This is a genomic window from Acetivibrio ethanolgignens (genome assembly GCF_001461035.1).
In the GTDB taxonomy this organism is placed as follows: domain Bacteria; phylum Bacillota; class Clostridia; order Lachnospirales; family Lachnospiraceae; genus Velocimicrobium; species Velocimicrobium ethanolgignens.
On the sequence record NZ_LNAM01000164.1, the window covers coordinates 60,170 to 85,441 of the forward strand.

Annotated in this window: 24 protein-coding genes; 21 read left to right on the forward strand and 3 right to left on the reverse strand. The window is 40.9% G+C overall.

From position 1 onward, the window contains the following. From ASU35_RS19910 to ASU35_RS11235, 8 genes are all read left to right on the forward strand, one after another. Positions 1 to 253 (forward strand): LPXTG cell wall anchor domain-containing protein (locus ASU35_RS19910; protein WP_187142712.1); only part of this gene is annotated, 253 nt, incomplete at its 5' end. 3 nt (positions 254 to 256) lie between these two features. After that, complete coding sequence (srtB, locus tag ASU35_RS11210; RefSeq protein ID WP_058353097.1) at positions 257 to 1,075, forward strand: class B sortase; 819 nt, start codon at positions 257 to 259, stop codon at positions 1,073 to 1,075. Between the two features lie 450 nt (positions 1,076 to 1,525). Beyond that, positions 1,526 to 2,299, forward strand: coding sequence for a hypothetical protein (locus ASU35_RS11215; RefSeq protein ID WP_058353098.1), 774 nt, complete (start codon positions 1,526 to 1,528; stop codon positions 2,297 to 2,299). Positions 2,300 to 2,301: 2 nt separating this feature from the next. After that, entirely contained in the window at positions 2,302 to 2,436 is a 135-nt protein-coding gene (locus ASU35_RS20490) for a hypothetical protein (RefSeq protein ID WP_278278073.1), read from the forward strand. 60 nt (positions 2,437 to 2,496) lie between these two features. Continuing rightward, positions 2,497 to 3,192: a hypothetical protein gene (locus tag ASU35_RS11220; protein WP_058353099.1), complete on the forward strand. Its 696-nt coding sequence runs from the start codon at positions 2,497 to 2,499 to the stop codon at positions 3,190 to 3,192. Between the two features lie 392 nt (positions 3,193 to 3,584). Beyond that, positions 3,585 to 4,109: a GGDEF domain-containing protein gene (locus ASU35_RS11225; RefSeq protein WP_058353100.1), complete on the forward strand. Its 525-nt coding sequence runs from the start codon at positions 3,585 to 3,587 to the stop codon at positions 4,107 to 4,109. A gap of 270 nt (positions 4,110 to 4,379) precedes the next feature. Continuing rightward, entirely contained in the window at positions 4,380 to 5,462 is a 1,083-nt protein-coding gene (locus ASU35_RS11230; RefSeq protein ID WP_058353101.1) for a hypothetical protein, read from the forward strand. 261 nt (positions 5,463 to 5,723) lie between these two features. Further along, positions 5,724 to 9,638 carry an InlB B-repeat-containing protein gene (locus ASU35_RS11235; RefSeq protein ID WP_187142716.1) on the forward strand — a complete coding sequence of 1,305 codons (3,915 nt, stop codon included), beginning with the start codon at positions 5,724 to 5,726 and terminating at the stop codon, positions 9,636 to 9,638. 344 nt (positions 9,639 to 9,982) lie between these two features. On the opposite strand, the gene ASU35_RS11240 is transcribed toward ASU35_RS11235, so the two are convergent. Next, positions 9,983 to 10,807: a histidinol-phosphatase HisJ family protein gene (locus ASU35_RS11240; RefSeq protein WP_058353103.1), complete on the reverse strand. Its 825-nt coding sequence runs from the start codon at positions 10,805 to 10,807 to the stop codon at positions 9,983 to 9,985. An 11-nt stretch (positions 10,808 to 10,818) separates the two neighbouring features. Beyond that, positions 10,819 to 12,576: an Rqc2 family fibronectin-binding protein gene (locus tag ASU35_RS11245; protein WP_058353104.1), complete on the reverse strand. Its 1,758-nt coding sequence runs from the start codon at positions 12,574 to 12,576 to the stop codon at positions 10,819 to 10,821. 255 nt (positions 12,577 to 12,831) lie between these two features. Here ASU35_RS11245 and ASU35_RS11250 point away from each other — a divergent pair, with 255 nt between their 5' ends. The 10 genes from ASU35_RS11250 (at position 12,832) to ASU35_RS11295 (ending at position 20,058) form a co-directional block, all read left to right on the forward strand. Further along, positions 12,832 to 14,226 carry a sensor histidine kinase gene (locus ASU35_RS11250; protein WP_058353105.1) on the forward strand — a complete coding sequence of 465 codons (1,395 nt, stop codon included), beginning with the start codon at positions 12,832 to 12,834 and terminating at the stop codon, positions 14,224 to 14,226. A gap of 120 nt (positions 14,227 to 14,346) precedes the next feature. Further along, positions 14,347 to 15,741, forward strand: coding sequence for a response regulator (locus tag ASU35_RS11255; RefSeq protein ID WP_058353106.1), 1,395 nt, complete (start codon positions 14,347 to 14,349; stop codon positions 15,739 to 15,741). Next, positions 15,716 to 16,081: a response regulator gene (locus tag ASU35_RS11260; protein WP_058353107.1), complete on the forward strand. Its 366-nt coding sequence runs from the start codon at positions 15,716 to 15,718 to the stop codon at positions 16,079 to 16,081. Before ASU35_RS11255 ends, ASU35_RS11260 begins: the two co-directional genes overlap by 26 nt. Positions 16,082 to 16,146: 65 nt before the next feature. After that, the gene (locus ASU35_RS11265; protein WP_058353108.1) at positions 16,147 to 17,025 is read left to right on the forward strand and encodes a YicC/YloC family endoribonuclease; all 879 of its coding nucleotides are present in this window, start codon (positions 16,147 to 16,149) and stop codon (positions 17,023 to 17,025) included. Positions 17,026 to 17,036: 11 nt separating this feature from the next. Beyond that, positions 17,037 to 17,300 (forward strand): DUF370 domain-containing protein, encoded by a 264-nt coding sequence (locus ASU35_RS11270; RefSeq protein WP_058353109.1) that lies wholly within the window; start codon positions 17,037 to 17,039, stop codon positions 17,298 to 17,300. Continuing rightward, the gene (gmk, locus tag ASU35_RS11275; protein WP_058353110.1) at positions 17,293 to 17,922 is read left to right on the forward strand and encodes a guanylate kinase; all 630 of its coding nucleotides are present in this window, start codon (positions 17,293 to 17,295) and stop codon (positions 17,920 to 17,922) included. The genes ASU35_RS11270 and gmk overlap by 8 nt, the downstream gene beginning before the upstream one ends. Positions 17,923 to 17,925: 3 nt before the next feature. Beyond that, positions 17,926 to 18,165 carry a DNA-directed RNA polymerase subunit omega gene (rpoZ, locus tag ASU35_RS11280; protein WP_058353111.1) on the forward strand — a complete coding sequence of 80 codons (240 nt, stop codon included), beginning with the start codon at positions 17,926 to 17,928 and terminating at the stop codon, positions 18,163 to 18,165. 76 nt (positions 18,166 to 18,241) lie between these two features. Then, the gene (gene lepB / locus ASU35_RS11285; protein ID WP_058353112.1) at positions 18,242 to 18,781 is read left to right on the forward strand and encodes a signal peptidase I; all 540 of its coding nucleotides are present in this window, start codon (positions 18,242 to 18,244) and stop codon (positions 18,779 to 18,781) included. Positions 18,782 to 18,836: 55 nt separating this feature from the next. Beyond that, complete coding sequence (locus ASU35_RS20495) at positions 18,837 to 19,478, forward strand: lytic transglycosylase domain-containing protein (RefSeq protein WP_058353113.1); 642 nt, start codon at positions 18,837 to 18,839, stop codon at positions 19,476 to 19,478. Beyond that, entirely contained in the window at positions 19,471 to 20,058 is a 588-nt protein-coding gene (locus ASU35_RS11295; protein ID WP_058353114.1) for a thymidine kinase, read from the forward strand. The genes ASU35_RS20495 and ASU35_RS11295 overlap by 8 nt, the downstream gene beginning before the upstream one ends. On the opposite strand, the gene ASU35_RS11300 is transcribed toward ASU35_RS11295, so the two are convergent. Then, entirely contained in the window at positions 20,052 to 21,428 is a 1,377-nt protein-coding gene (locus ASU35_RS11300) for a L,D-transpeptidase family protein (protein ID WP_058353115.1), read from the reverse strand. The genes ASU35_RS11295 and ASU35_RS11300 overlap by 7 nt on opposite strands. 132 nt (positions 21,429 to 21,560) lie before the next feature. On the opposite strand from ASU35_RS11300, the gene dapF reads away from it, so the two are divergent. From dapF to ASU35_RS11315, 3 genes are read left to right on the forward strand one after another with little or no spacing between them, the layout of a single operon-like run. Beyond that, positions 21,561 to 22,400 (forward strand): diaminopimelate epimerase, encoded by an 840-nt coding sequence (gene dapF / locus ASU35_RS11305; protein WP_058353116.1) that lies wholly within the window; start codon positions 21,561 to 21,563, stop codon positions 22,398 to 22,400. A 13-nt stretch (positions 22,401 to 22,413) separates the two neighbouring features. Next, positions 22,414 to 23,871 (forward strand): UDP-N-acetylmuramoyl-L-alanyl-D-glutamate--2,6-diaminopimelate ligase, encoded by a 1,458-nt coding sequence (locus tag ASU35_RS11310; protein WP_058353151.1) that lies wholly within the window; start codon positions 22,414 to 22,416, stop codon positions 23,869 to 23,871. 2 nt (positions 23,872 to 23,873) lie between these two features. After that, a complete protein-coding gene (locus ASU35_RS11315; protein ID WP_058353117.1) occupies positions 23,874 to 25,262 on the forward strand; it encodes a UDP-N-acetylmuramoyl-tripeptide--D-alanyl-D-alanine ligase in 1,389 nt (462 codons plus the stop codon). The last annotated feature ends 10 nt before the right edge of the window (positions 25,263 to 25,272 follow it).

Consider the following 25,272-nt stretch of genomic DNA (forward strand, 5'->3'; position numbering starts at 1 on the left):
TAATCCGGATACACCGAGTAATCCGGATACACCGAGTAATCCGAATACACCGAGTAATCCGAATACACCGAGTAATCCGAATACACCAAACAATCAGAATGACCTGAACAAACAAAATAACATAAACAGTAATACAACAAGTGCACCGCAGACAGGCGATGACAGCAATCCGGCGTTCTGGGTTACCCTGCTGCTTGCATCATTGACAGCACTGGCAGGATTATTTGCCAAAAAGAAAAAGGAATGGAAGTAACCGATGAAGGGAGATGACAACCGGGTGCGGGAACACAGGGGGCTTCGGGAGAAGCTCCCTGTGGCAGCCGCAATTCTGCTTATTATCGTCCTGCTTATCTCCGTATGGAAAATCGGAAACTACCTGATGGATGATTGGAAAAGCCGCAGTTTTGTAAAAGACCTCCAGCAGTCTGTAATCATCAGGGACGAGGGAGAGGCAGAGCCGGACGATGCAGCGCCGGGGCAGGAAGAAGAAACAGACACGGAAAAGGAGACGGAAGCACCGGATTTCATTGACTTTGACAGCCTGCATGAAATCAGTGGGGATGCGGCAGCATGGATTTATGAACCGGACGGGGAAATCAACTATGTAATAGCGCAGGCAAAAGACAACGACTATTATCTCCGCCGTCTTTTAGACGGCACAGAGGCAAGCGGAGGCACACTTTTTATGGACTTTCGCAATAATAAAGACCTGTCTGACTGGAACACAGTTATTTACGGGCATAACATGAAAAACGGCACAATGTTTGCAACACTTCTTGATTACCGCAGACCGGGCTACTATGATAAACACCCGGTTATGTATCTTTACACGCCGGAACAACGCTATAGGATTGAGCTGATAGCGGGATATACGACAAACGTGAATGACCTGATTTATTCTATCCCTGCTACGAAAGAGAGCAGAGATGAAATCCTTGACCATGCCCGCATGGTGTCTTCTTTTATCTCCGATGTCACAGTGGAGGATGGGGACAGGCTGGTGACACTGTCTACCTGTTCTTATGTCTATGATGATGCGAGGTATGTGGTAATTGGAAGGATTGTAGGGGAATAGAACAACATAATGATTATGAAAAAGCAGGGTGATGACTTAGGTTATCGCCCACTTTTCAATTTTGGGGATCATAAGGTTGCTCCTATGTGCCTGATAATGGATGTCTGTACTTTATAGAAAAGCAGGGAACGCAGAATATTTTGATTTTCAAGAGAAATTTACAAAATCCTGAAAAGAAATAAAAAATATTTGTACAATATTTCCTGAAACAAGAGAGAAAATTAACGGGTTTTTAACGCCGGCTTTTTTATGATTATATAAAACGGATAAATTAAGAAAGAAAGTGACAGGACAGATGAGTTGCTTATGGGATTTTACGGCATAGATAATCCCCAAAAGCAGAATTTGGGTTATGCCCTTGACACGCTTCAAAGCGTGGGATGAATTGCTGGTCATCTGTGAGGACGTTGACTGGAGAAGATAATAACACATGGAAAGGAAAAAATGGTCATGAAGAAAAAGATGTTGTCAGCCTGTAGTATCGGCATGATGCTTTTTGTCCTGACTGCCTGCGGCACTAAAACGCAAAGCGTGGAACCGGCAAAAGCAGGAGAAGAAAGTGTCACAGAACAGACAGAAAGCACTGTGCAGGAATCTGTTAAAAAAGAGGAAGCAAATGCTTTGGGATCTTATGAGGAACAGTATGGAGAGGTTTTGGATAAATACCATGCTGCTCTGAGCGAAAAATGGGATGGACAGAAACTATCCAGTGAAGGATTAAGCCAGTTAAGCCTCTACTGTCAGGAGGGAAACGCTCTGGAAAATGTCGGATATGCTTTTCTGGACGTAAATGGTGATGGGGTATGTGAGCTGATGATCGGAGCCATTCACGGAGATGAATTTGTGAATAAAATGCTCTTTGAATTGTATACCTTGGAAGACGGTGTTCCTGTACAGATTTTTGCCGGGCAGGAGCGTGACCGTTATTATATCGCCGGACTGGAGGAAGGCGGCTATCTTATTGCAAATGAGGCATCATCGGGAGCTGCGGACAGCGCATGGTTCTATTATGTCATGGATGGAAAGGAACTTTCAGTTGTCCAGGCAATTCTCTACAATGCGGCAGCGTCACCCGATCAGCCGTGGTATATGGCATACAGCAGGGACTGGGATATAAGCAGTGCAGAGCCGGTCGAGGAACAGTTTGCAGAGGATCTTATAGAAAGCTATAAAGGCAGATATATGGTGCCGGAGTATCAGAGGTTTTCGGATTACAGGAAGTAATTTTGAAGAAATTTGGAGAGCAAGATTTTGCTCAGTGGTATTTTTCTGAAAGAAATCTACAAATATTGCATAAAAAATATGGGAAAATTCGTGCAATATATTTTACCAAAACAGGGGAAAAATTAATGGTTTTTTAACGCTGGGGCTTTTATGATCATATTATTCAGAAAAAATAAAAAGGAAGGGTATGAAAGATTATGAAAAAGAATTTATTAGTTACTATGTTAGTGGGAGCAGTGTTGACCGTAGGTGCAGCAACCGGATGCGGAGCTTCTGCACCGGATGCAGAAATCGGGGTAAACACGGAAACCGGGACAAATACGGAAGAATCGGAAGCTGTGGTAAAACCATTATATCCTCTGGAAACGGCGCAGGATGCCTTGGCTGATGGCGGATATTCGGTTTCATTTACAGCAGATGACCTTATGAAAACAGATGGCGGATATGAATTGACGGTAGAAGTATATGAATATGACCGTTATGAAATGGAAGCCATAGACAATTTAGCGAACGGTTCCAAAATTCAATTTTGCAACAAAGAAATTACAGTGGATAAGGTGGAAAAAAATTCCGAAACAGGTTTTATTCAGATTAATGGGGGCATTGAAAATGATGGAATTGAATTGATGGAAGAGGACGGCTTGTATCGTACTGTGACCTTTAACGATTCTCCGGTTTATTATTCTGTTGGCAAAATAACGATTCCTTTGGCGGATGATATAACATTTGAAGATCAGGCAGCTTCTGAACAGGAGTCAGACCTGCCGATAGTAGAGTTAAAAGACCTGCCGAATGCCATTGAAAATAGTGATATATCGTTTATCTGTAACAATACAGTAATCACGGTCAGACAGGAACAGATCGTACAGATTATCAGATATTGGGTTCCGTAAAACAATTCCATTTGTTATAAAAATCCCGTCTTACCATCAAAACAGGGCAGGGCGGGATTTTTTTGACCTTTTTATAAAATTTTATAAATTATGAACAAAAATAGTAAATACTTTGTGCAATATTTTTGCCGAAACAGGGGGAAAATTAACGGTTTTTTAACGCTGGTTTTTTATAATTGCTCAGTATGGGTAAATTTAAGAAGGAATGTGACAGGACAGCAGGAATCCCTTCCACAGACTGAGTTAGCATCACAGGCAGAAAGAATCTGAAATACCGAAACTCTGTGTAGCAGCCTACTGCCGAGTTTCCACCGATAGTGATCCTTCAATATTTAACTGGAGTTTTGTTTGGTCACTGCAGATAGATATACACATAAAGGAGAATTAGATGGATGAATAGATTTAAAGATTACATTACGAGAAAATTATATTGTGCAGGAATATCACAGGAAGAGTACAATTTGATTCAGAAGGATATACACGAAGAGAACAGAAAAAGCCTTTTGACCTTTTCTGCAATAACGGTTGTCTTTCTGCTTATTATGTTTTTTATTTCTTTTGTAATAGCAGCAATATTTGTTAAAGAAGATTATGTGCTTGTAGCGGATAATATTGATGTTACTGTGTTTGGTACGATCAGTGCAGTAATATGCACATACATGATGAGCTTAAAGTTCCAGAGATTTTTGTATGCACGGAAAGTTACTATATTAAGTGAGACAGACTTACTAACGGGTCTTTTTAATCGCAATTCCTATGAGCGGAAGCTGAAAGTATATTCTTCAATGTGCAATCAGGTGTTCGCTTGCATTTATGTAGATGTCAATGGACTTCACGAGATTAATAATACAAAGGGACATGCAGCCGGAGATAGAATGCTTCAGTTTGTTGGAAAAACATTACAGAAAGAATTTTGAAGAAATTTGGAGAGCAAGATTTTGCTCAGTGGTATTTTTTTGAAAGAAATCTACAAATATTGCACAAAAAATGGAGGGGAGATTTGTGCAATATGTTTTGCCAAAACAAGGGGAAAATTAACGCTTTTTTAACGCTGGTTCTTTTATTCTGAAAGCATCATAGAAAAATAAGTCACTCAAACTTCGCACATGAATTTTCAAGGTGCGTAGGCACTTGTTCAAGTGAGAAGTTTGAGGTTGTAATAAAAAGTTTAACATGGAGGAAAATATATGGTTATGAACTTAAGAAAAAAGAAAGGAACAAGAACATTAGATTTACGGGTGCGGAAACTTTGGTCAAGAACACTTGCCATGATACTTTGTATGTGCATGGTGTTAGGAAGCGTTGACATGACAGTGTTTGCGGAAGAAGAACACAGCAGCGGTGGAAAGCAGACAAAAGTGATCACAGCTTTTGAGCCGCTGGATAATTCATTGGCTGTACAGTATGTGACAACCGGTGATAGTGAATCTGCAATTTCATTTCCGGAAAAATTGAATGCAGTGGTTGAACTTCGGTCAGAGGTGATGGTTGATGAAAACGCAGAAGACTCAGATAAATCATTAACTGTGGATGAAGAAACAACCTCAGCAGAATCATCGGATGCAAGTGTAAAATCCAATGAGGAAGCAGTAGAGAACGAACAATCTGCAGAGAATGAAGACTCGGCAGATGATAAGGAAGAAACTGCCGGACAGCAGGAATCCCTTCCACAGACTGAGTCAGCATCACAGGCAGAGACAACAGGTGCGCAGACACAGAGAAATCGTGTATCATTACAGACAGAGAATGTACAGGTAGCGGTTACATGGGAACTGGATGCATCTGCCAGCACCAGCGGCACATTCGATTCCACAGCTTCTGGAAATACATATGTCTACAAACCTGTGTTGAATGAGGAATACAACATCGCAGAGGGAACACAGCTTCCAAAGATTACAGTTATAATAGAAGCAAAACCAGGTGAGCGTCAGGTGAATGTCGATGGACTTACCTTCTCTTTACAGGCAGAGGATGGTGCACTTCAGAAAGACGTGTCACTGAATGTTGAAAAGATTACCGACGAGGCGACAGCAGATCAGTTGAGTGAAGATGCAATCCTAAAGATTGACCAGAACAATCTGGTGACAGGAGAACATCTTGCAACTGCAAGGGATCTGCTCAATTCTTACAGGATTGGACTGACTACAGAAGATGGCACTTCTTATGATATAAGCAGTGCAGTGGGAAAAGTATCTGTACAGGTCAGTGGAATCACATCGGAAACAGGAGATATATCGTGCAAAGAAGCTTGCAGGAGGAGGTGGATTTAATAATGTATCCGGAGCCGCTGCAGGCAGCGACCCCGTATTGCTGCTTAATTATATGGTAAGAGAAGCCATAGGAATTGTGAAAGATTTTGTCTTTGGTAATTTTTGATTTAAACATAATTGATTAGTTGGTAACACGTATAGGATGCCTGTAAAATATTTATGTTACGATAAAAGTGTCTATATTATATAATAATTTTATAACTAGAAGCGGTCATTAAATTTATGACAATTAAAACATTAGAAAAAGGAGAATATATGCTTATGAAGTATAGAATACCAAAACGATTAGGAAGCGTGATTCTGGCACTTGCGATTGTGCTGACACAGATATGGATAAGTCCTGTAAAGTCAGAGGCAGCAACAAAAGAATTTGAGGAAATAACAGGAATGATAATAACAAAAGATGGGAATCCTGATTATACAGATAAAGAATATTATCTAAAGGCGGGAGTGACCTTAGGAATTGATAGAAACTTAAATTATACTATTTATTATCAAACTAATTCAGGTAGTACAATAACGACGAGGACAGATACAACAGGCAGCAGTCCGCAGCCATATAATGTGGAAACAATAAATGGTAACAGTCTGTGGAGACTTTTTGTCAACTTTTCAGGAAATAACGTTACGATAATATTAAAGGCATACTTTTTCACTGTCTCATATGATCTCAACGGAGGAAGTGGAGATGGAAAATATTCGGATGTTTTGACTAAAGAAGCAGCTATATCTGAACCAAAAGCTCCAATCAAATCGGGTTATAATTTCGTGGGATGGTACGATGGTAATACAAAGTGGAATTTCAGCAAACCTGTTTCAAAGCCTATGACATTAAAAGCTAAGTGGGAGGAGATTCCGAGAGCTACAGCTACATTCGTTGATAGCTTGTCAGGGGGGGTGACTGCTGAGAATATGCCTGCCTCACAGACAGTAGATGATGGGGCTTCATTTACCAGACCTTCTACATCCCCTACAAGAACAGGCTATACTTTTAAAGGCTGGTTCACATCACAGGGATGTACAGATGAATTTGATTTCACAGGAGTATATCATAAAGGTGATACAGTAAACATATATGCAGGCTGGTCAGCTAATGAATATACTGTTACATTTGACCCTAATGGAGGTATATCTGGCAGTAAGACAACAGTAACAGCAACTTATGATACAATTATTGCAGAAGATAATGAATATACACCAGCAAGAACAGGTTATACCTTTAAGGGCTGGTTTACAGAGCGTGAAAATGGTACTGAATTCAAACTGGGAGCAACTACATATAATGCAGCAGAAGATATAACATTATATGCACATTGGAATGCTAACAACTTTATAATAAAATATGATGCTAATGGTGGAAATGGTAATATGGTTAACACTAATGTGTCATATGATTCTGATACGAAATTATCTAAGAATACATTTACTAAAGAAGGATGTAGATTTTTAGGATGGGCTGAAAGTGCAGATGGAATTGTTAAATATCCTAATCAGGCAGCGGCTGGTAACCTGACAACAGAAGAAGGCACTGAGATCACATTATTCGCAGTATGGGGTGAGAAAATATCAATCACTGCGGACAATGCATCACAGTATCTTAAGTATTCATTAGCATCTGTTACATATGATGGTAATTCACATTCAATTGATATTCAGCCTGAGACAGGTAATGAATTTGGTACAATTACTGTGAAATATTATCAGAATGGTTCTAATATAACAGATGTTAAAGATGCTGGAGTATATACAGTCAAGATTGATATATTAGAAGGTAGTGATAATAGAGCAGTCACAGATATTGAGCTTGGTACATTTACTATTGATAAACGTAAGGTGACAATTACAGCAGAGAATAATTCATCTGTTTATGGAGAAGCTATAAATTCATGTTCAGCAAGAATTACAGAAGGCTCATTAGCGAATAATGGTGACCTTGGAAGTATTTCGGCAAGTTGCAATGTAACACAGAATTCAACATATGGTAATTATATTATTGAACCAATATATAGAGCTAATAATAATTATGAAGTCACTACTGTTAATGGAACATATAGGATTACTAAGGCAATTCAGTCAAAGCCTGATAGTAATATATTTACAGTGACTAAGGTTTCATATTATGGCATATCTGGAAAAGATACTGCTAATGGTAAGATATCAGGCGTTAATGCTCAGATGGAGTATCGTAAGAGTGGTGATATTCATTATACTTCAGTTCCAGATGGCACTACAGTGATAAGTGGTTTGTCAGTTGGAAAATATGAGATACGATATAAGGAAACTAATGATAAAGAAGCAAGTGAATTTGTTGAAGTGAATGTTGATGCAATGATGCAAGATGCCAATGGACCCGATATAGATATCAGACATGGAACAGATTCATTAAAGAATACGCTTAACAGACTGACATTTGGTATATTTTTTAAGGATACAACATCTATAGATATGACAGCAACTGATAATGAAGCAGGAGGAGCAGTTGTATCAGGTTATTATCTGGACGAGAATCCTACAGCTATCAGAACAGAGGAAGAACTTGCTAATATAACATTTACATCAGGAACACATCTGACAGTCAATGCAGATAAGAAGTTCATATTGTATGTTAAGGCAGTAGATAAGGTTGATAATGTTTCTTATGCATATACAGATGGTATCAGTGTTGTTAAGCTTGGAAGTTATGCATCAGTAAAAGATACTGAGCAGCTTAAAAAAGCGTTGGCAGCAGGGCTTGTTAATATCAGGTTAGAGAATAATATAGATATCGCTGCTTCACCAGATATCGTTATACCAGATACTGCAAGGATAGATACTGCAGGATATATGTTTATAGCTCCTGCCAATAAACAGATTGATGTTATAGCAGAGGCTTCGTGGATTGTAGGTTCAGACGATACAGCTAAACGTGTATATGGTTCATATAGCAGAATTCCTGCTGGCACAGATGAGGTGATTGTTAGTGGAACTGTCATTCTTCAAGGAGGAACAGTTATCTCTGAAGGAACGACTCTGATATTAGCAGAGGGAGGAAAGCTTGTTATTCCAGAAGGAGTTACTGTAACGAATAAGGGTACTATTACAGGCGAAGGTGGAATCAGCATAGATGGTACATATATTAATGATGGTAAGAACTCAGGCAATATAACTATCAATAATAATGGTGAACTTGTAAATAACGGAGCAATAAATACAGAAGGAAAGATATATACATCTTCAACAGCCAAACAGAGCGGTAATGAAATCAATGTGGCTTCAGGTGGTACTCTGATAAAGATTGATGATGCCGCTGCTGATAATTCGTTAAATGTTAATGATGATATAGTTGTCAAGGATGGATATGGAACAGCATCTGTGGAGATACAGCTTCTTGACAAGAATGGTACTACATCAGGTGACGTGATAAGCGATATGAATATATCGACTATCAAGCAGATTGTAGCTGGAAGTCTTACTGCAGATGATAAGATTCAGATGAGAGCAGGACATGATGTTAAGATTAAGCTCTTAGTATCACTTCTTAAAGATAAGGTTACAGATAGCGAGAAAAATGCTGCAAATAATAAACTTTCTGAAATTAAGTCAGATGGTTATACAGCAGCAGTAGCAGGATATCTTGACATAACTTTACAGAAGAAGATAGGAAATTCGGAATGGTCAAGAATCAGCAATATGAATAATTCATTGACACTTACTATTAATATACCGAATGAATACAAGAAAGCAGGACGTACATATTATATTATTAGGAATCATAATGGTGAATATACTGTATTAAATGATTCAGATACAGATGATGGAACTATAACATTTGATACAGATCGTTTCTCTACATATGCTCTTGCATATAAGGAAAAAGTATCTAATCAGGGAGGCGGCAATGGTGGAAGTGGTTCTGGTACTGGAAGCAGTACTGATATAGGAAGTGGTTCTGGTACTGGAAGCAGTACTGATATAGGAAGTGGTAATGGTGGAAGTGGTTCTGGTACTGGAAGCAGTACTGATATAGGAAGTGGTAATGGCACTTCTACAGGTAATAATACTGGAAATATTGCTGCAAGTGATACAGCTACATCAAGCCCTGCAACAGGTGATTCAGCTATGCCGATTATATGGATGGCAGTACTTGTGATAAGTTTAGCAGGAATGATTGTGCTTAGAAAGAAAAGATGTATTTAACAGAATGAAAATGCAGTGTGGATTGTTTTTCAATCCACACTGCGTTTCTTTGTATTGACGTTTATTAAGAGAATCTATTGGAATTGTGAAAGATTATGTTTTTTGTAATTTTTAATCAAATCCGCTTCGATAATTATTACATAGAAAATATAACCATTTGTTCGCTAAATGTGATAGACAGGAAATTGTTATTTTCTCTATGTTAAGAGATTGGTCACTTCCAGTTTATTGGGATAAGTTTAAAGTGAAAACATATAAAAGGATTCCCACCCATTACATGAATGGACGGGAATTCTTTTTTATTCGATAGGAAAGTTCATCCTATCGAATAAAAAACGCTCCGCTTATAGCTTGAGCATTTCTGCTTTTCTTTGCTTATATATTGCATAATACCGAAATCCCAGGCTTTTTAAAAGCTCTTCAGCCCGAGAAAACTCGCAGCTGTAAAATTCCGGCTTGTGAGCATCGGAACCAATAGTAAGAAGCTCGCCGCCAAGCTCGCGGTAGCGTTTCAGAACATCAGTCTGCGGATTTGGCTGGTTAAGGCCCTTTACATAACCGGCCGTATTTACCTCCAAGGCGATACCATGCTGTATCAGGAGCCGGAGAGCTGTATCGAGATAATCAGAATAATCGCGATAGTGATAGCCGGCTTTATTGGCACCAGAAAGGACAGAAGGGGCATGGCGGATAATGTAATCCAGATGGCCGCAGCTGTCAAATTCTGGAAAAACACGGATATTTTCAATAACTGCTTCAAAATAAGAGGAAAGTGCTTCTGATTCAGAACGGCTTTCCCAGAAGGATGGGTTGAAGGGGTCTTCATTATTTACCAGATGGGTGGAGCCGATTACAAAATCAAAGGGGTACTGCGATAAAAGGGTACGGTATTTTTCAGCGACACAGGGTTTTAATCCCAGCTCAATGGAAGGGCGGATACGGATACTATCGGCGTACTGGTTCTGATATTTGGCAAGGGCTTTAAAGTAAGCCTCTGGATTAAAAAGAAAATCCATGCCCTCCTCCCATATAGGAAATTCGTAATCCATATGGTCTGTTAGATAGAAATATGGAAAACTGCGGGAAATCGCCTGCTCTATCATGGCCTCTACAGGGGCTTCGCTATCGGAAGAAAAGCAGGAATGAACATGACAGTCAGTAAGTATCATAAAAAGACCTCCTAGTCTTCTAAAAGGGTGAGGCTCCGGATGTCCGGGGCGATGGTTAATGAATAGTTTGTATGGTAAATGACAAAACCGGGCTTTTGGCTGTTTGGTTTTTTTACATGCTTTTTCTGGATATAGTCTACATCTACCTTATCCATATCCCGGTTTTTGGAATAATAGGCAGCCAGGGCACCGGCTTCCTCAAATACACGGTCTGGAAGCTCCTCTTTTCCCTCAGATTTTACAATCACATGGGAACCGGCGATACCTTTGGCATGAAACCACCAGTCATTGCCGGAAGCAAATTTAAAGGTAAGCTCTTCGTTCTGAAAATTGTTCTTTCCAACATAAATATGATAACCATCGGAGGAAAGATAGTGAAACGGCTTGCTGGTGATTTTTCGTTTTCTGTTGTTCTTAGGGTCATTTCCGTGTTTTCTGATATATCCATAGTCTGTAAGCTCAGCTTTAATCTGAACTAAATCTTCTTCATTAAGGGCAATATCCAGAGCGTTGCTAATGGAATCTAAATGCTCCATTTCTTCCTTGGTTTCTGCCAGCTGTCCTGTCAAAGCTTCGTAGGTGCGTTTGAGCTTTCCATAGCGGTCGAAATACTTCTGGGCATTTTCTAAAGCAGTTAAAGTCCCATCAAGGGGAATTGTAATTTCCTGACCCGTATAATAGTTTTCGCAGGTAAGACTTTTAGCACCGGGCTCGGCCTGGTAACCATAGGTATGCAAAAGCTCACCGTAGACTTTATATTTATCACGTTTTTGGGTGTCCTTCAGCTGCCGGGCTTGTAAATCGTATTTTTTGCTGGCACGCTCGATAGCAGTAGAAACAATTCTACGAAGGTCAGAGGATTTCTGGCGAATACGGGTAATTGTATTTTTCATTGCATAGTATGCTTCTAATACCTCTGAAATGCTGTCATAATGCTTTTCTGAAAAGCCTCTCTGATAGCTGGTAAGCTGGATGGAGGAAAATTCTACCGGTTCCTCATTCTGGGATATGATAGAAGGATAAAAGTGGTGGCCACGGATGTCCTCCATCAGCCGGCCTAAGGTACCAAACAGGTGAAGGGATTCGGCTTCGGTAAGGTCTGCAGCATGCCGGTCCGGATCAATGGAAGCCCGGAAACACAGTTCATTGGCAGCCAGTGGACTTAAACCGGTCAAGGTCTGATACAAGGCCTTTGAAAGGCTTGATGCATGTGTAAGGACAACCTGAGAGAAGTCCTCCTCCGTCAGTGAAAGAGGCTCCAACTTATCCTGGGTATTCGGTATAAAATAGGTGCGTCCAGGCAAAACCTCCCGGACAGAGCTTACCAGACCGGAAACATGCTTGATACTGTCAATAATCTGATCGTTATCATCGCAGAAAATAATGTTGCTGTGTTTTCCCATAATTTCCACAATCAGGTATTTGATACAGGTGTCACCCAGTTCATTTAAATGCTCAATTTCAAACCGGAGAATACGTTCCAGCCCAGGCTGGGTAATGGAAAGAATCCGGGCACTGTTTAAGTGCTTCCTGAGCAGCATGCAAAAATTTGGTGCTGTCAGAGGGCTTGGTTTATTTTCCTTCGTAAGATAGATTAAAGGAAGACTAGCACCGGCAGAAATAAAAAGACGGTACTGCTCCCTGTTATTTTTTATCGTGAGAATCAGCTCATCCTTTTCCGGCTGGGCAATTTTATTAATACGTCCACCAACCAGGGCAAGGCTTAATTCATGTGCAAGATTTGCGATTACAATTCCATCAAATGCCATGGTAAATAAATCTCCTTTTAAACTTTGTTGTAACACTTTACTGAGTTTTCATTATACCGCAAAAAGAAGAGTATGACAAGATTTTGCACCTGTGGGCAATACTTCTTCCTGCGATTTCGCTCGCAAAAACAGGAATTTTAGGAAAATCGTTTCAGGAAACATTTTTTTAACAATTCTCAAGTCAAAAGCAGGTTTACAAAAGGGGAAAAATTTGGTAAGCTATTATAAAAAAGTATGAACAAATGGGGGGAGCATATGTATTGGAAAGTTGATTACGAAGTAATTGCACTTTTATTGCTCCTTGTACCTCTTTTTATGCTTTGTCGGAAAAAAGAAAATTTTATCTGGCCAGAGAGTGTTTTTATCTGTCTTATAGCTGACAGTATCGCTGCTTCTTTATGTAATATCTGCAGTGTGTTTCTTGCAAGCTATCATTTTGAATGGATTGTGCTTCGGAAGATTGTAGTAGCAGCTTCCATTCTGTTTTCAGTTTTGATCCCCTTTTTCATGTATTCTTATCTTATATTGTTTTTTCAGAAAAAAACGGGTAGAAGAAGATATACAAAAAAAGCAGTTGTATTGTACTGCATACCGATTTTACTTTCCTGCTTTGCTATTATAATAACACTATTTAATGGTTTTATTTATACATTGAATGAAATGGGCCATATTGAATTTGCAATAGGAATATGGTTTCTGTCTTTTCATTCCCTAATCTACTTTTTGATTGCAGTACGAGAGCTTGCTGCGATGGAAAAGCGTCCTGGACGACAGAAGATGCCACCGGTTTTGATAGCATCCTTTTGTTATTTTTTGGGTTTTGTGACAATAGTCAGCCATTTCAGAATAATTTATTCAGGGATTTTTACAGCAGCTGCCTGTATTTTCTTGTATCATTACCGAAGAAGAATTCAGGCTGCAGAGCAGAGTGAAAAAAGAATTACAGAGCTGGAAAAGCAAAAACGTCTTCTGGCAGAGATAACGGAGGAAGCCAATATAGCAAAACGGCGTGCTGAGGAGGCTGATAAGGTAAAAAGCCAGTTTCTTGCCAATATGTCCCATGAGATTCATACTCCACTTAATGCTATTTTAGGCATGACAGAGCTGATTTTAAGAGATGATGTCAGTAGCCGGGTGGAGGAGAGTGCTGTGAATATAAGAGAGGCTGGAGAATCTCTGGTTTCTATTATCAATGATATTCTGGACATCTCCAAAATTGAATCTGGAAAAATAGAGATTCACAGAGAAGGCTATCAGCTCCATCGGCTGCTTCGGGATGTAATTAATATTGTTGTAACCCGGATTAAGAAGGAGGATGTACAGCTTCTGGTAGATATTGATCCGGGAATTCCGGAGTTTTTATTTGGCGATGAGGTGCGGGTGCGTCAGGTGCTTGTGAGCCTTTTGAATAATGCTGTAAAATATACGGAAAATGGCTATGTAAAGCTTACTCTTGGCTATAACCAGGAGGGTGAAAAGGTTACTCTGTTTGGTGATGTGGAAGATACCGGAATCGGTATGACAAAAAAAGAGATGGAGCATATTTTTGATAGCTTTACCCGTGTAGAGAATGTGCAGAATCAGATGATTGAGGGCACTGGGCTGGGACTTACGATATGTCGCCAGAGCCTGGAGCTTATGGGCGGATAGATTGATGTAAAAAGCCTTTATGGTGTTGGAAGTAAGTTTTCCTTCTCGCTTCCACAGGAAATACAGGAAAAGGGTTCTTTAATTTCGCTTCAGATAGAAGAAGACTGTCAGGTATTGTTTATGGAAACCTCGTTGGAGCAGCAGGGGATTGTTGGGCGTATTCTGCGGAATTTTTCTGTGGCCTTTGATTTTGTGGAGTCGACAGAGGATTTTATTCAGAATCTGCAGCTTAAGAACTATACCCATGGATTTTTACCATGGCAGGAATATAATAAGGCAAGGGAAACCTTGAAAACGGTATTGGAACGGAGCCACATAAAGCTGTTTCTGATGAAAAGCTTTGGAGAAATGCTGGAAGAACCACAGGGAATGCAGGTGATTCAAAAACCAATTTACTGTGTCAATCTGATGGCAGCACTCAATGGGCTGAATGGTCATCTGGAAAGGGAAACAAACTACAAGGAATCCTTTATTGCACCGTTAGCAAGTGTTCTGGTTGTTGATGACAATGCTGTAAATTTGAAGGTGGCAGAGGGACTTTTAAAGCCATACAGAATTCAGATTGATACGGCATCCAGTGGTTCAGAATGTATACAGATGCTGATGGGAAGTCAGAAGTACCAGATTGTATTTCTCGACCATATGATGCCAGAAGTGGATGGAATTGAAACATTGCATCAGATTCGTGGACTTGACGGAGAATATTATTCTAATCTGCCGGTAATTGCACTTACTGCCAATGCATTAAAGGAAGCCCGGAAAATGTTTCTTTCTGAGGGCTTTCAGGATTTTATTTCGAAGCCAATAGATACAGATATTTTAGAAGAAAAACTGGCGGAATATCTTCCGGAAGAAATGAAGGAGCCAGTTATGGTGGCAGAAATCAGTAAACCAGAAATGGAACTTTCGATTGAAGGTATTGATATTAGTGTGGGACTTAAGCAGTGTAATGGCAGTATGGATAAATATATGGAAATTCTGAAGGTGGTTTATGAGGATGGACAGGAAAAGCTTCCAAAGCTCAGAAGCTATCTGGAGCAGCTGGATTATTACAGCTATATGGTTGAAAGTCATGCTATAAAAAGTGTGGCTGGAAGCATTGGTGCAAAAGAACTGTCTTACATGGCGATGGAGCAGGAATATGCTGCCAGAGAAGAAGACAGGGAAAAAGTGCAGTCTACTAGCGGAAGGTTCTTAGAAAGCTTTGAAATGCAGCTAAAGGCCATTGGTGAAGTGCTGAAGCCGGAAGAGGTTCCGGAGAGTGTACTTGGAATACTTCCTTTGGAAAAAGCAGAAGAGTGTATGATAAAGGCCTTAAGGATGGTAGAAGATTATGAAGATGAAGAAGCAATAAAGATATTATCTAGGCTTTTGGGTTATCAATTACCCTATTATAAAAAGGATATTCTAAATGGAGCCCTGGAAATGCTGAAGAGGTTGAATTATAGTGAGGCTAAAAGACTATTAGAAAACAGGAGGCGTATTACAGATGAAGAACATATTATCAGTGGATGATAGTTTTTCAACATTGACATTAGTAAGAGAAACACTTAGAGATGAATATAAGGTGTTTGTTGTGACATCGGGAGAGGATGCCCTTGCTTTTTTGGAAAAGCAGTGTCCGGATTTGATTTTACTTGATTTTTATATGATGGGGTTGGATGGTTTGGAGACATTGGAAAAGATGAATGAATTGCCAGATTTCGACATTCCGGTAATCATGCTGACCTCGATTTCGACAAAGCCGCTGGAGGACAGCTGCAGAGAACTGGGAGCTGTGGCCTTTCTGCCAAAGCCTTTCGACCCAGAGGATTTGAAAAAAACGATTCGAGAGGTTTTTGAGGGAAAACATTGACGAATGGATAAGACTTTTATATAATAAATAAGGATCATCCAAAACCTAAGAAAGTGTGTGAAGAGATGCTGAAAAGTATGACAGGCTTCGGAAGAAGCGAGATTGTTAACGTAGAGCGTAAGCTGATTGTGGAGATGAAGGCGGTTAATCACAGATACTGTGAAATTTCTATAAAAATGCCTAAAAAGCTGAGTTTTTTTGAAGCCAGCATCCGTAATCTTTTAAAGCAGTATATTGGAAGAGGGAAGGTAGATGTTTCCATTCTCTATGAGGATTATGCTGAAAAGACAGAATGTGTAAAATATAATAAAGAGATTGCAGAGGAATATTTAAACTGCTTAAAACAGATGGCTGAAGATTTTGGACTGGAAAATGATATTAAGGTAAGCAGCCTGTCACGGTATCCGGATGTTTTTACGCTGGAGGAACAGACAATAGATGAGAAAAAACTCTGGGGAATTTTGGAACAGGGAATTCGGGAGGCTTCTGAGCAGTTTGTAGAAGCAAGAATTGCTGAGGGTAGTCGCTTGAAAGAGGATTTATGCAGCAAGCTGAATGGAATGCTTGAAAAAGTTGCATTTATTGAAGCACGTTCTCCGGAGATTGTAACGGAATACAGAGAAAAGCTGACGGAAAAGGTAAGTGAGCTTTTAGGTGATACGAGGCTGGATGAAGGTGTGCTGGCTACTGAGATTACTATTTTCGCAGATAAAATCTGTGTAGATGAAGAAACAGTGCGTCTTAGAAGCCACATTGCCAATATGAAGGAGACTTTGGAATTATCAGAAAGTATTGGAAGGAAGCTTGATTTTATCGCTCAGGAGATGAACCGTGAGGCAAATACGATTCTTTCTAAGGCAAATGATATTGAGGTTTCCAACTGTGCCATTGATTTGAAGACAGAGATTGAAAAGGTGCGGGAACAGATACAAAATATTGAATAACAGGAGAGAATATGAGCCGCTTTATAAATATCGGTTTTGGTAATATTGCAAATGCAGATAAGATTGTAGGTATCATAAGTCCAGAAGCTGCTCCGGTAAAACGGCTGGTACAAAACGGCAGAGACAGTGGAATGGCAATCGATGCTACCTGCGGCAGAAAAACAAAGGCTGTTCTGGTAATGGACAGTGGTCATCTGCTGCTTTCAGCACTGCTTCCGGAGACGATAGCAGCTAGAGTAAATCAGACAGGCAGTCGGGAGGATGGACATGAATAAAAAGGGAATTTTGACAATTATTTCTGGCTTTTCTGGAGCGGGAAAAGGAACACTGGTTAAGGAATTGGTTAAAAAATACGATTATAAGCTGTCCATTTCGGCAACAACACGTAGTCCGCGGCAGGGAGAAGAACACGGAAGAGAATATTTCTTTTTGACAAGAGACGAATTTGAGAGTATGATAGAAGATAATCAGCTGCTCGAATGGGCGGAGTATGTAGGAAATTACTATGGTACTCCGAAAGCCTATGTTGAAGAGCAGTTAGAGCTTGGAAGCCATGTGATTCTGGAAATTGAAATACAGGGTGCCTTAAAGGTAAAGGAACAGTGTCCGGATGCACTTCTTTTGTTTGTGACACCGCCATCGGCCCAGGTACTTAAGGAACGGCTTATCGGCCGGGGTACGGAGAACATGGATACCATAAATAAAAGACTGTCTCGTGCGTGTGAAGAGGCTCTTTATATGCCGGATTATGATTATATCATTGTCAATGATGAGCTTTCTGAATGTGTAGAGGAGACGAATGCAATCATCGAAAATGAGAGGAACCGTACGGAACGCAGACAGGATTTTATCCAGTTAATTACAGAGGAATTAAAAGTATTTCAGGAAGGAGAATAAATTATGTTACATCCATCATATACGGATTTAATGGAAGTTGTTAACAGCGGAGTAGAGGAAGGGGAGGAAAAGGTAGTAAATTCCCGCTATTCTATTGTATTAGCGACTGCAAAGAGAGCAAGACAGATTATCAGCGGCAGCGAGCCAATAGTGACACCAAAGTGCCCAAAACCACTTTCTATTGCAATTGATGAGCTTTATCAATCTAAGGTAAAGATTGTGAGCGATGATGAGGATAAATAGGAAATAATCGCGGCTGTCTTTTTTTGACAGCCTGTTCCTTTTTTGGAAAAAGGTAAAATAGACTAGGAGAATAAGCATGGATAAAGAAAAAATTTATGGGATACTGAGAGAAGGCCTTGTCTATCTTTTGTTGATACTCTTGTGCGTTTTTGTTGTTCCAAAGTATGTGATACAAAGAACAGTAGTCAGTGGAGCTTCTATGGAAGATACGCTGCATGATGGAGAAAGTCTTATGGTAGAAAAGGTAAGCTACCATTTCACTGATCCGGGCAGATTTGATGTTGTGGTGTTTTACCCAGATGCAGAAGACAGGTCAGAATATTATGTGAAGCGTGTGATTGGTTTGCCGGGAGAAACAATACAGATTATCGGTGATGATATATATATTAATGGAGAGCTGCTTCCTGAAGACTATGGAAAGCAGGAAATGGTTTATTCGGGGATTGCCGAGGAGCCATTAGTATTGGGTGATGATGAGTATTTCCTGATGGGAGATAACCGTTATGTCAGCTTTGACAGCCGGTATGAGGAAATTGGACCGGTACATAAGGATATGATAGCCGGAAAGGCCATTGTGCGAATCTGGCCCTTGAATAAAATAGGATTTTTTAAATAATTCGGAAACCGAAAGAGAGCCAAGGGATGAAAAATAGAGAGAAAGAGGTTGACTAATGATAACAGGAATTCAGTATACAGGACAGGTTAAGGAAACCGGAAGCCGTCTGGTAAATAAACAACGGCCGATACAAAATACAGAGACAAACGCATCGGAAGCAAATGCAGATTTTTCTAAGCTTTTGTTTGATGCTTTCCGGGAGCAAAACCGAAGCTTTGCTACAGGGACAGCACAAAAACCATCAGGAGTATCTGTTTCTGGTGGAACGAATGTATCCTTCTGCTGGGGAAAGTCAGGTGTAACAGTAAGTAATGAGGAGATGAACCGGATTTTTGAGGCTGCAGCTGAAAAATACCAGGTGCCGGTTGCTTTGTTAAAGGCAGTTGCCAAGGCAGAATCCAATTTTAGCCCGAATGAGGTGTCTTCCTCCGGGGCAATGGGAGTTATGCAGCTGATGCCGGAGACAGCAAAGGGACTTGGTGTATCAGATCCCTTTGATGTAGAACAGAATATTATGGGTGGGGCAAAATATCTGGCAGACAAGCTTGCTATGTATGACGGTAATGTGGAACTTGCTCTGGCAGCTTATAATGCCGGCAGCGGTAACGTAAAGAAATATGGCGGAATACCTCCGTTTACAGAAACACAGAATTACATAAAAAAGGTATTAGCGTATATGGAGATGAACAATGGCTAAATTATATTTCCGTTATGGAGCGATGGGAAGCTCTAAAACAGCAAATGCACTGATGGTAGAGTATAACTATTATGAAAGAGGGAAGAGGGCTTTACTTGCAAAACCGAAGCTGGAGTCCAGAGATGGTGAATATATTATTAAGTCCCGGATGGGTCTTTCTAAGGAATGTTACTTTGTAGAGGATCTGGTACAGATGAGCGATGAAGAGCTTAAAAAGTGGGACTGTATCATTGTAGATGAGGCACAGTTTATCACGAAGGAGCAGGTGCGTTTCATGGTACACATTGTAGATGACCTGGAGATACCGGTTATCTGCTATGGCTTGCGTACAGATTTTCGTCATGAGCTGTTTGAGGGCTCTATGTGGCTTCTGGCCTGGGCTGACAGCATTGAGGAGCTAAAGACTGTCTGCTGGTGTGGCAAAGGAGCCAGCTGTAATGCCAGGATTTCAGATGGTAAGGTGGTCTATGCTGGTGAGCAGGTTGTGCTAGGCGGCAATGAAAGCTATATGGCACTTTGCCGGAAGCACTACCATGAAGGAAATTTAGGGGGAGAAAGTATAAAAAATGCCGGTCAATAAACAATGACCGGCATTCCTTTTGTAATCAGTTCATACATTTGGGCTGCTTTTTTTGGTGGCATATTGACGCAGCCGTGAGAACCGGATTTCTTATAGATATCCTTTCCAAATTCACTACGCCAAGAGGCGTCATGGAAGCCGATATTTCCATTAAAAGGCATCCAGTAGCTGACAGGAGTATTGTAACCTTCCCCTGCCAGAGTGGCATCTCGTTCTTTATAAGTAATAGAATATACACCCTTAGGAGTGCCAAAATTCCGGCTTAGATTACCGGTAACAATATCAGAGTTAAGCTTTGGCTCCCCATCAATAAAGACCCAGAGCTTTTGCTTCTTCAGATTGACTTCGATATAGGAATTACCGATATCGTCTAGCTCTCTGGAGGCTGCCCGCTGATAATAAACAGGCTCTCTTGTAACATCCTTTCCTTCCTTTAAGATGGAAAGAAGCTCCCTTTCTTCCGCAGTGCGGTTAATCCACCAGCCATAATCACCGCCGCGGATGGTAATAGTTTCTCCATTCTGCTTTGTGAACTGCCTGGCAATGCCGAAGGTGGTATAGTGGTAGTTTAAATAACCGACGTATTCCTTTATTTTAGCTTTATCTATTGTGACATTAAGGGAATCATCAATAGTAATCCAGCTGTGTAGTGTATTTCGATCCAAAATTTCACTGCGGCTGCCAAAATCATAGGTAATGGTAAGCTCTGTATAGGCTCTGGCTGTCTTAAAAGCTTTTTTCACCTCAGGAGAGTCAGTACGGTAGACAGGCTCTTCATAGCAGCCATAATCATCAAGCTTAAGCTTGGTGATACCCTGCTTGAGAGCATCAGTGATTAGTCTTTTCAACTGCGTTTCTTTGACCTGGCTGTTTTCTTTTTCCGGCTCCACCTGATATCCCTGAGTGACACTATAGACCAAAGCAGCATTTTCCGGTGCTATATTGTTTTCCGGGCTGAAAAATGGAAGGGAGGAAAAAACCTCATCTAAAAGAGCTTCATCATAAGCTGTGGTAGCCTCCATGGAAAGGTCTGTCTGCCCAAAGAGGGCCATAGGCCATAAAAAGGAATTCTGCTGTTCTTTTAATTTACGAATCTGGTCATCCTTTACATAATGGTAGTTAATGGAGTCTGCATTTATTACTGCTGTAATATCGTTGCGGCCCTCCAGGGTAAGGGAGTAGGCACCAATTTTATCATCAATATCCTGCTCTACCTGCTCAACCGTTTTACCGGCATAGGAAATCCCATTGATACATGAGCCAAAGAGAAAACGACTCCTGTAGTAAAGGGAAATAGAAAGATATAGGATAAGCAGAAGCCCAATAAAGAGGGCTGCTGCGGTTATTATTTTTTTTCGATTACGTTTCATGCTTTATCCTCCTTGCTGTAGCTATAATTATATCATAAAGTTATGAAATTTGACACCCCCCATAAATTGGATTATAATAAAGTGTTAAGTATTTTAGGAAATAAAGTCTTCGGAAAGGAAGGTAACCAATATATGAAATTTACAAAGATGCATGGCTGTGGAAATGACTATGTCTATGTAAACTGTTTTGAAGAGCAGGTGAAAAATCCAGGAGAGGTGTCCCGGTTTGTCAGCGACCGGCATTTTGGCATTGGCTCGGATGGATTGATTCTGATTCGTCCTTCCCATAAGGCAGATTTCTGGATGGATATGTATAATGCAGATGGTTCTGGAAGTGAAATGTGTGGAAATGGCATCCGGTGTGTTGGAAAATATGTTTATGACCATGGTATGACAGATAAGACAAGAGTTACCATTGAATCCGGCGGTCAGGTAAAGACCCTTGAGCTTCAAGTAGAAAATGGCAGGGTAAAGACGGCAACGGTAGATATGGGAGAGCCAATAACCCAGCCGGAGCTTATTCCTGTTATTTCTGATAAGGAGGCTGTGGTAGCCCAAAGAATTGCTGTAGATGGAAAGAACTATGAGATGACCTGTGTTTCTATGGGAAATCCCCATGCTGTTGTTTTTGTAGAGGACACAAGGACAGTTGAAATTGAGAAAACCGGTCCTTTATTTGAAAACAATCCGCTGTTCCCGAAACGTACCAATACAGAGTTTATTCAGGTAATAGACCGGAAGAATATCCAAATGCGTGTCTGGGAGAGAGGAGCCGGTGAAACTCTGGCCTGTGGCACCGGTGCTTGTGCCAGTGCCTATGCATGTATCGTGAATGGAAAAACAGAAGATGAGATTACTGTGCATTTACTGGGTGGGGAGCTGAATATCCGTTATGACAGGGAAAGTGGACATATTTTTATGACAGGACCAGCGACAACTGTATTTGAAGGCGAAATCAATATTGAAGCGTAGAAAGGATAGAAATATGAAATTAACAGAGCTTTTGGCAGAGGTTTCCTACACCTGTCTGCAGGGTGAGCTTGAAAAGGAAATTCTCGATTTAGTATATGATTCCAGAAAGGCAGGAGAGAGCAGCCTCTTTGTCTGTATCAGTGGTGCAGTAAGGGATGGCCATGAATTTGCGGCTGAGGTCTGCGAAAAGGGAGCGACAGCCCTGATTGTGGAAAAAAATGTAGATGTAGCTGAAGATGTTACGGTACTTAAGGTGGAAAATAGCAGGTTGGCTCTGGCACAGCTGTCGGCTGCCTGGTTCGGCTATCCGGCAAGAGAGCTTAAAACCATTGGTATTACCGGAACTAAGGGAAAGACTACAACTACTTATATGGTAAAGTCAATCTTAGAGCAATCAGGATTTAAAACAGGCTTAATTGGTACCATTGAGACAATTATTGGAGATAAGCATATTCCGGCCAGCAATACAACACCGGAATCTTATATTGTACAAAAGACCTTCCGTGAGATGGCAGCTGCCGGCTGTGAGGCTGTTGTTATGGAGGTTTCCTCCCAGGGACTGATGCTTCACCGGGTAGGTGGTTTTGTCTTTGATTACGGCATTTTTACGAACCTGGAGCCAGATCATATCGGACCAAATGAGCACAAGGATATGGAGGACTATATTTCCTGCAAGGCAATGCTCTTTCAACAGTGCCGCCAGGGTATCTTTAACTGTGACAGCGAGTATTTTGAGCAGGTAATAAAGGGGCATACCTGTGCGGTAGAAACCCTTGGATTTAGTGAAAAGGCAGACCTTAGGGCAGAGAATACAAGGCTTTTAAAAAAGCCGGGTTATCTTGGTGTTGCCTATGATGTTAAGGGCCTAGCTGACTTCCATGTAGAGATTGATATTCCGGGTAAATTCAGTGTGTACAATTCTCTGACAGCCATTGCTATCTGCCGTCATTTTGGTGTGAAGGAGGAGACAATCCGCCATGCTCTTAATGAGGTAAGGGTAAAGGGAAGAGTTGAGCTGGTACCAATTTCTGATAAATTTACCTTGATGATTGATTATGCTCACAATGCTATGGCATTGGAAAGTCTTTTGGGAACCCTTAGAGAATATCAGCCAAAACGGCTGGTATGCCTCTTTGGCTGCGGCGGCAACCGTTCTAAGCTCCGTCGGTTTGAAATGGGAGAAATTTCTTCTAAGATGGCTGATTTGACTGTTGTTACTTCAGACAATCCGAGAGATGAAGAACCACAGGCAATTCTCGATGATATTATTACGGGAGTGAAAAAGGGACCGGGAAAATATGTAGCGATTATTGACCGTAAGGAGGCCATCAAGTACTGTATTGACAACGCCCAGGAGGATGATGTTATCGTATTGGCAGGAAAGGGTCATGAGGATTATCAGGAAATAAAGGGAAAGAAATACCGGATGGATGAGCGGGAGCTGATTCAGGATATTTTAGCTGGGAGGTAGGAATGGAATTATCAGTAAAGGAAATTATAGAAGCAACCGGCGGTACTCTTTTATGTGGCAGTGAAAGGCTTAAGGTTACCGGAGCCTGCGTGGATTCCAGAAAGGCAGAAAAAGGGGATATTTTTGTGCCCTTAATAGGAGAAAGGGTAGATGCACACCGGTTTATAAAGGCAGTGCTGGAAGGCGGGACAGAGTGCTCCTTTACCTCTAGCCGTGAGGCCTATGAGGAAGTAAAGGATTTAGGAAAAACGGTGATTTTGGTAGAAGATACGCTGAAGGCTTTGCAGGATATGGCGTCTTATTACCGGAGCCATTTTCAACTGCCGATTATCGGTATTACCGGAAGTGTTGGAAAAACAACAACAAAAGAAATGGTAGCAGCAGCTTTGGAGACAAAGCTTCGGGTATTAAAGACCGAAGGGAATATGAACAGCCAGATTGGCCTGTCCCTGATGATGCTAAAGCTTACAAAAGAGCATCAAGCGGCTGTTATAGAGATGGGCATGAGCGAGAAGGGTGAGATGTCAAAGCTTGCGGTCATTGCACGGCCGGAGATAGCAGTTATGACCAATATTGGTGTTTCTCATATTGGCCAGCTGGGGAGCCAGGAAAATATCAGAGAAGAGAAGCTTCATATTACGGATACCTTTTCAGAGGAAAAGGGAAAGCTGTTTTTAAATGGTGATGACGAGCTTCTTTCCCAGGTGAAGCTTTCTAAAGGAAAAAGTATTTTTTATGGTATTTCCGAGGAGTGTAGATTGAAGGCAACGGACATTGAAACAATTGGAGAGGAAACCCATTTTACCTTTCATTATCCGGGCGGTACGGAAAGAATTGTGCTTTCTGTATTGGGATATCATAATGTATTGAATGCTTTGGCAGCTCTTGGCATAGCTCTGGAATTTGGTATTTCACCGGCAGAGGCGAAGCAGGGGCTCTATCATTACCGTCCGATTGCTATGCGTGGGCAGATTTATGAGAAAAATGGCTGGAAGGTGATTGATGACACCTATAATGCCAGTCCGGATTCCATGAAAAGCAGTATTCAGATGCTTTTAGAGCATAGGGAATTTTCAAGACGGTTTGCTGTGCTGGCAGATGTACTGGAGCTGGGAGAAATTTCATATGAATGTCATTATGAGGTCGGAATGTTCATCGCTAAAATAAAGGCGGAGGATAGAAAGGTAGATGAGATCATAACCGTAGGCTGCGAAGCAAAGGCCATTGGGAAGGCCGTGTTGGAGAATGCTCCATCTATTCGGGTACATTCCTTTGACACAAATGGGCAGGCAATTGCTTACCTGAAGGAGAATCTGAAGGCTGGAGATGGCTGTATTGTTAAAGGCTCCCGTGGTATGCATACGGATGAGATTGTAAGAGCACTGATTTAAAAGTGAGGTA

Bases quoted from the DNA above. Each gene is read 5' to 3' on its own strand.
- srtB (WP_058353097.1), top strand. From the start codon at position 257: ATGAAGGGAGATGACAACCGGGTGCGGGAACACAGGGGGCTTCGGGAG.
- ASU35_RS11215 (WP_058353098.1), top strand. From the start codon at position 1,526: ATGAAGAAAAAGATGTTGTCAGCCTGTAGTATCGGCATGATGCTTTTT.
- ASU35_RS11220 (WP_058353099.1), top strand. From the start codon at position 2,497: ATGAAAAAGAATTTATTAGTTACTATGTTAGTGGGAGCAGTGTTGACC.
- ASU35_RS11225 (WP_058353100.1), top strand. From the start codon at position 3,585: ATGAATAGATTTAAAGATTACATTACGAGAAAATTATATTGTGCAGGA.
- ASU35_RS11230 (WP_058353101.1), top strand. From the start codon at position 4,380: ATGGTTATGAACTTAAGAAAAAAGAAAGGAACAAGAACATTAGATTTA.
- ASU35_RS11235 (WP_187142716.1), top strand. From the start codon at position 5,724: ATGAAGTATAGAATACCAAAACGATTAGGAAGCGTGATTCTGGCACTT.
- ASU35_RS11240 (WP_058353103.1), bottom strand. From the start codon at position 10,807: ATGATACTTACTGACTGTCATGTTCATTCCTGCTTTTCTTCCGATAGC.
- ASU35_RS11245 (WP_058353104.1), bottom strand. From the start codon at position 12,576: ATGGCATTTGATGGAATTGTAATCGCAAATCTTGCACATGAATTAAGC.
- ASU35_RS11250 (WP_058353105.1), top strand. From the start codon at position 12,832: ATGTATTGGAAAGTTGATTACGAAGTAATTGCACTTTTATTGCTCCTT.
- ASU35_RS11255 (WP_058353106.1), top strand. From the start codon at position 14,347: ATGGAAACCTCGTTGGAGCAGCAGGGGATTGTTGGGCGTATTCTGCGG.
- ASU35_RS11260 (WP_058353107.1), top strand. From the start codon at position 15,716: ATGAAGAACATATTATCAGTGGATGATAGTTTTTCAACATTGACATTA.
- ASU35_RS11265 (WP_058353108.1), top strand. From the start codon at position 16,147: ATGCTGAAAAGTATGACAGGCTTCGGAAGAAGCGAGATTGTTAACGTA.
- ASU35_RS11270 (WP_058353109.1), top strand. From the start codon at position 17,037: ATGAGCCGCTTTATAAATATCGGTTTTGGTAATATTGCAAATGCAGAT.
- gmk (WP_058353110.1), top strand. From the start codon at position 17,293: ATGAATAAAAAGGGAATTTTGACAATTATTTCTGGCTTTTCTGGAGCG.
- rpoZ (WP_058353111.1), top strand. From the start codon at position 17,926: ATGTTACATCCATCATATACGGATTTAATGGAAGTTGTTAACAGCGGA.
- lepB (WP_058353112.1), top strand. From the start codon at position 18,242: ATGGATAAAGAAAAAATTTATGGGATACTGAGAGAAGGCCTTGTCTAT.
- ASU35_RS20495 (WP_058353113.1), top strand. From the start codon at position 18,837: ATGATAACAGGAATTCAGTATACAGGACAGGTTAAGGAAACCGGAAGC.
- ASU35_RS11295 (WP_058353114.1), top strand. From the start codon at position 19,471: ATGGCTAAATTATATTTCCGTTATGGAGCGATGGGAAGCTCTAAAACA.
- ASU35_RS11300 (WP_058353115.1), bottom strand. From the start codon at position 21,428: ATGAAACGTAATCGAAAAAAAATAATAACCGCAGCAGCCCTCTTTATT.
- dapF (WP_058353116.1), top strand. From the start codon at position 21,561: ATGAAATTTACAAAGATGCATGGCTGTGGAAATGACTATGTCTATGTA.
- ASU35_RS11310 (WP_058353151.1), top strand. From the start codon at position 22,414: ATGAAATTAACAGAGCTTTTGGCAGAGGTTTCCTACACCTGTCTGCAG.
- ASU35_RS11315 (WP_058353117.1), top strand. From the start codon at position 23,874: ATGGAATTATCAGTAAAGGAAATTATAGAAGCAACCGGCGGTACTCTT.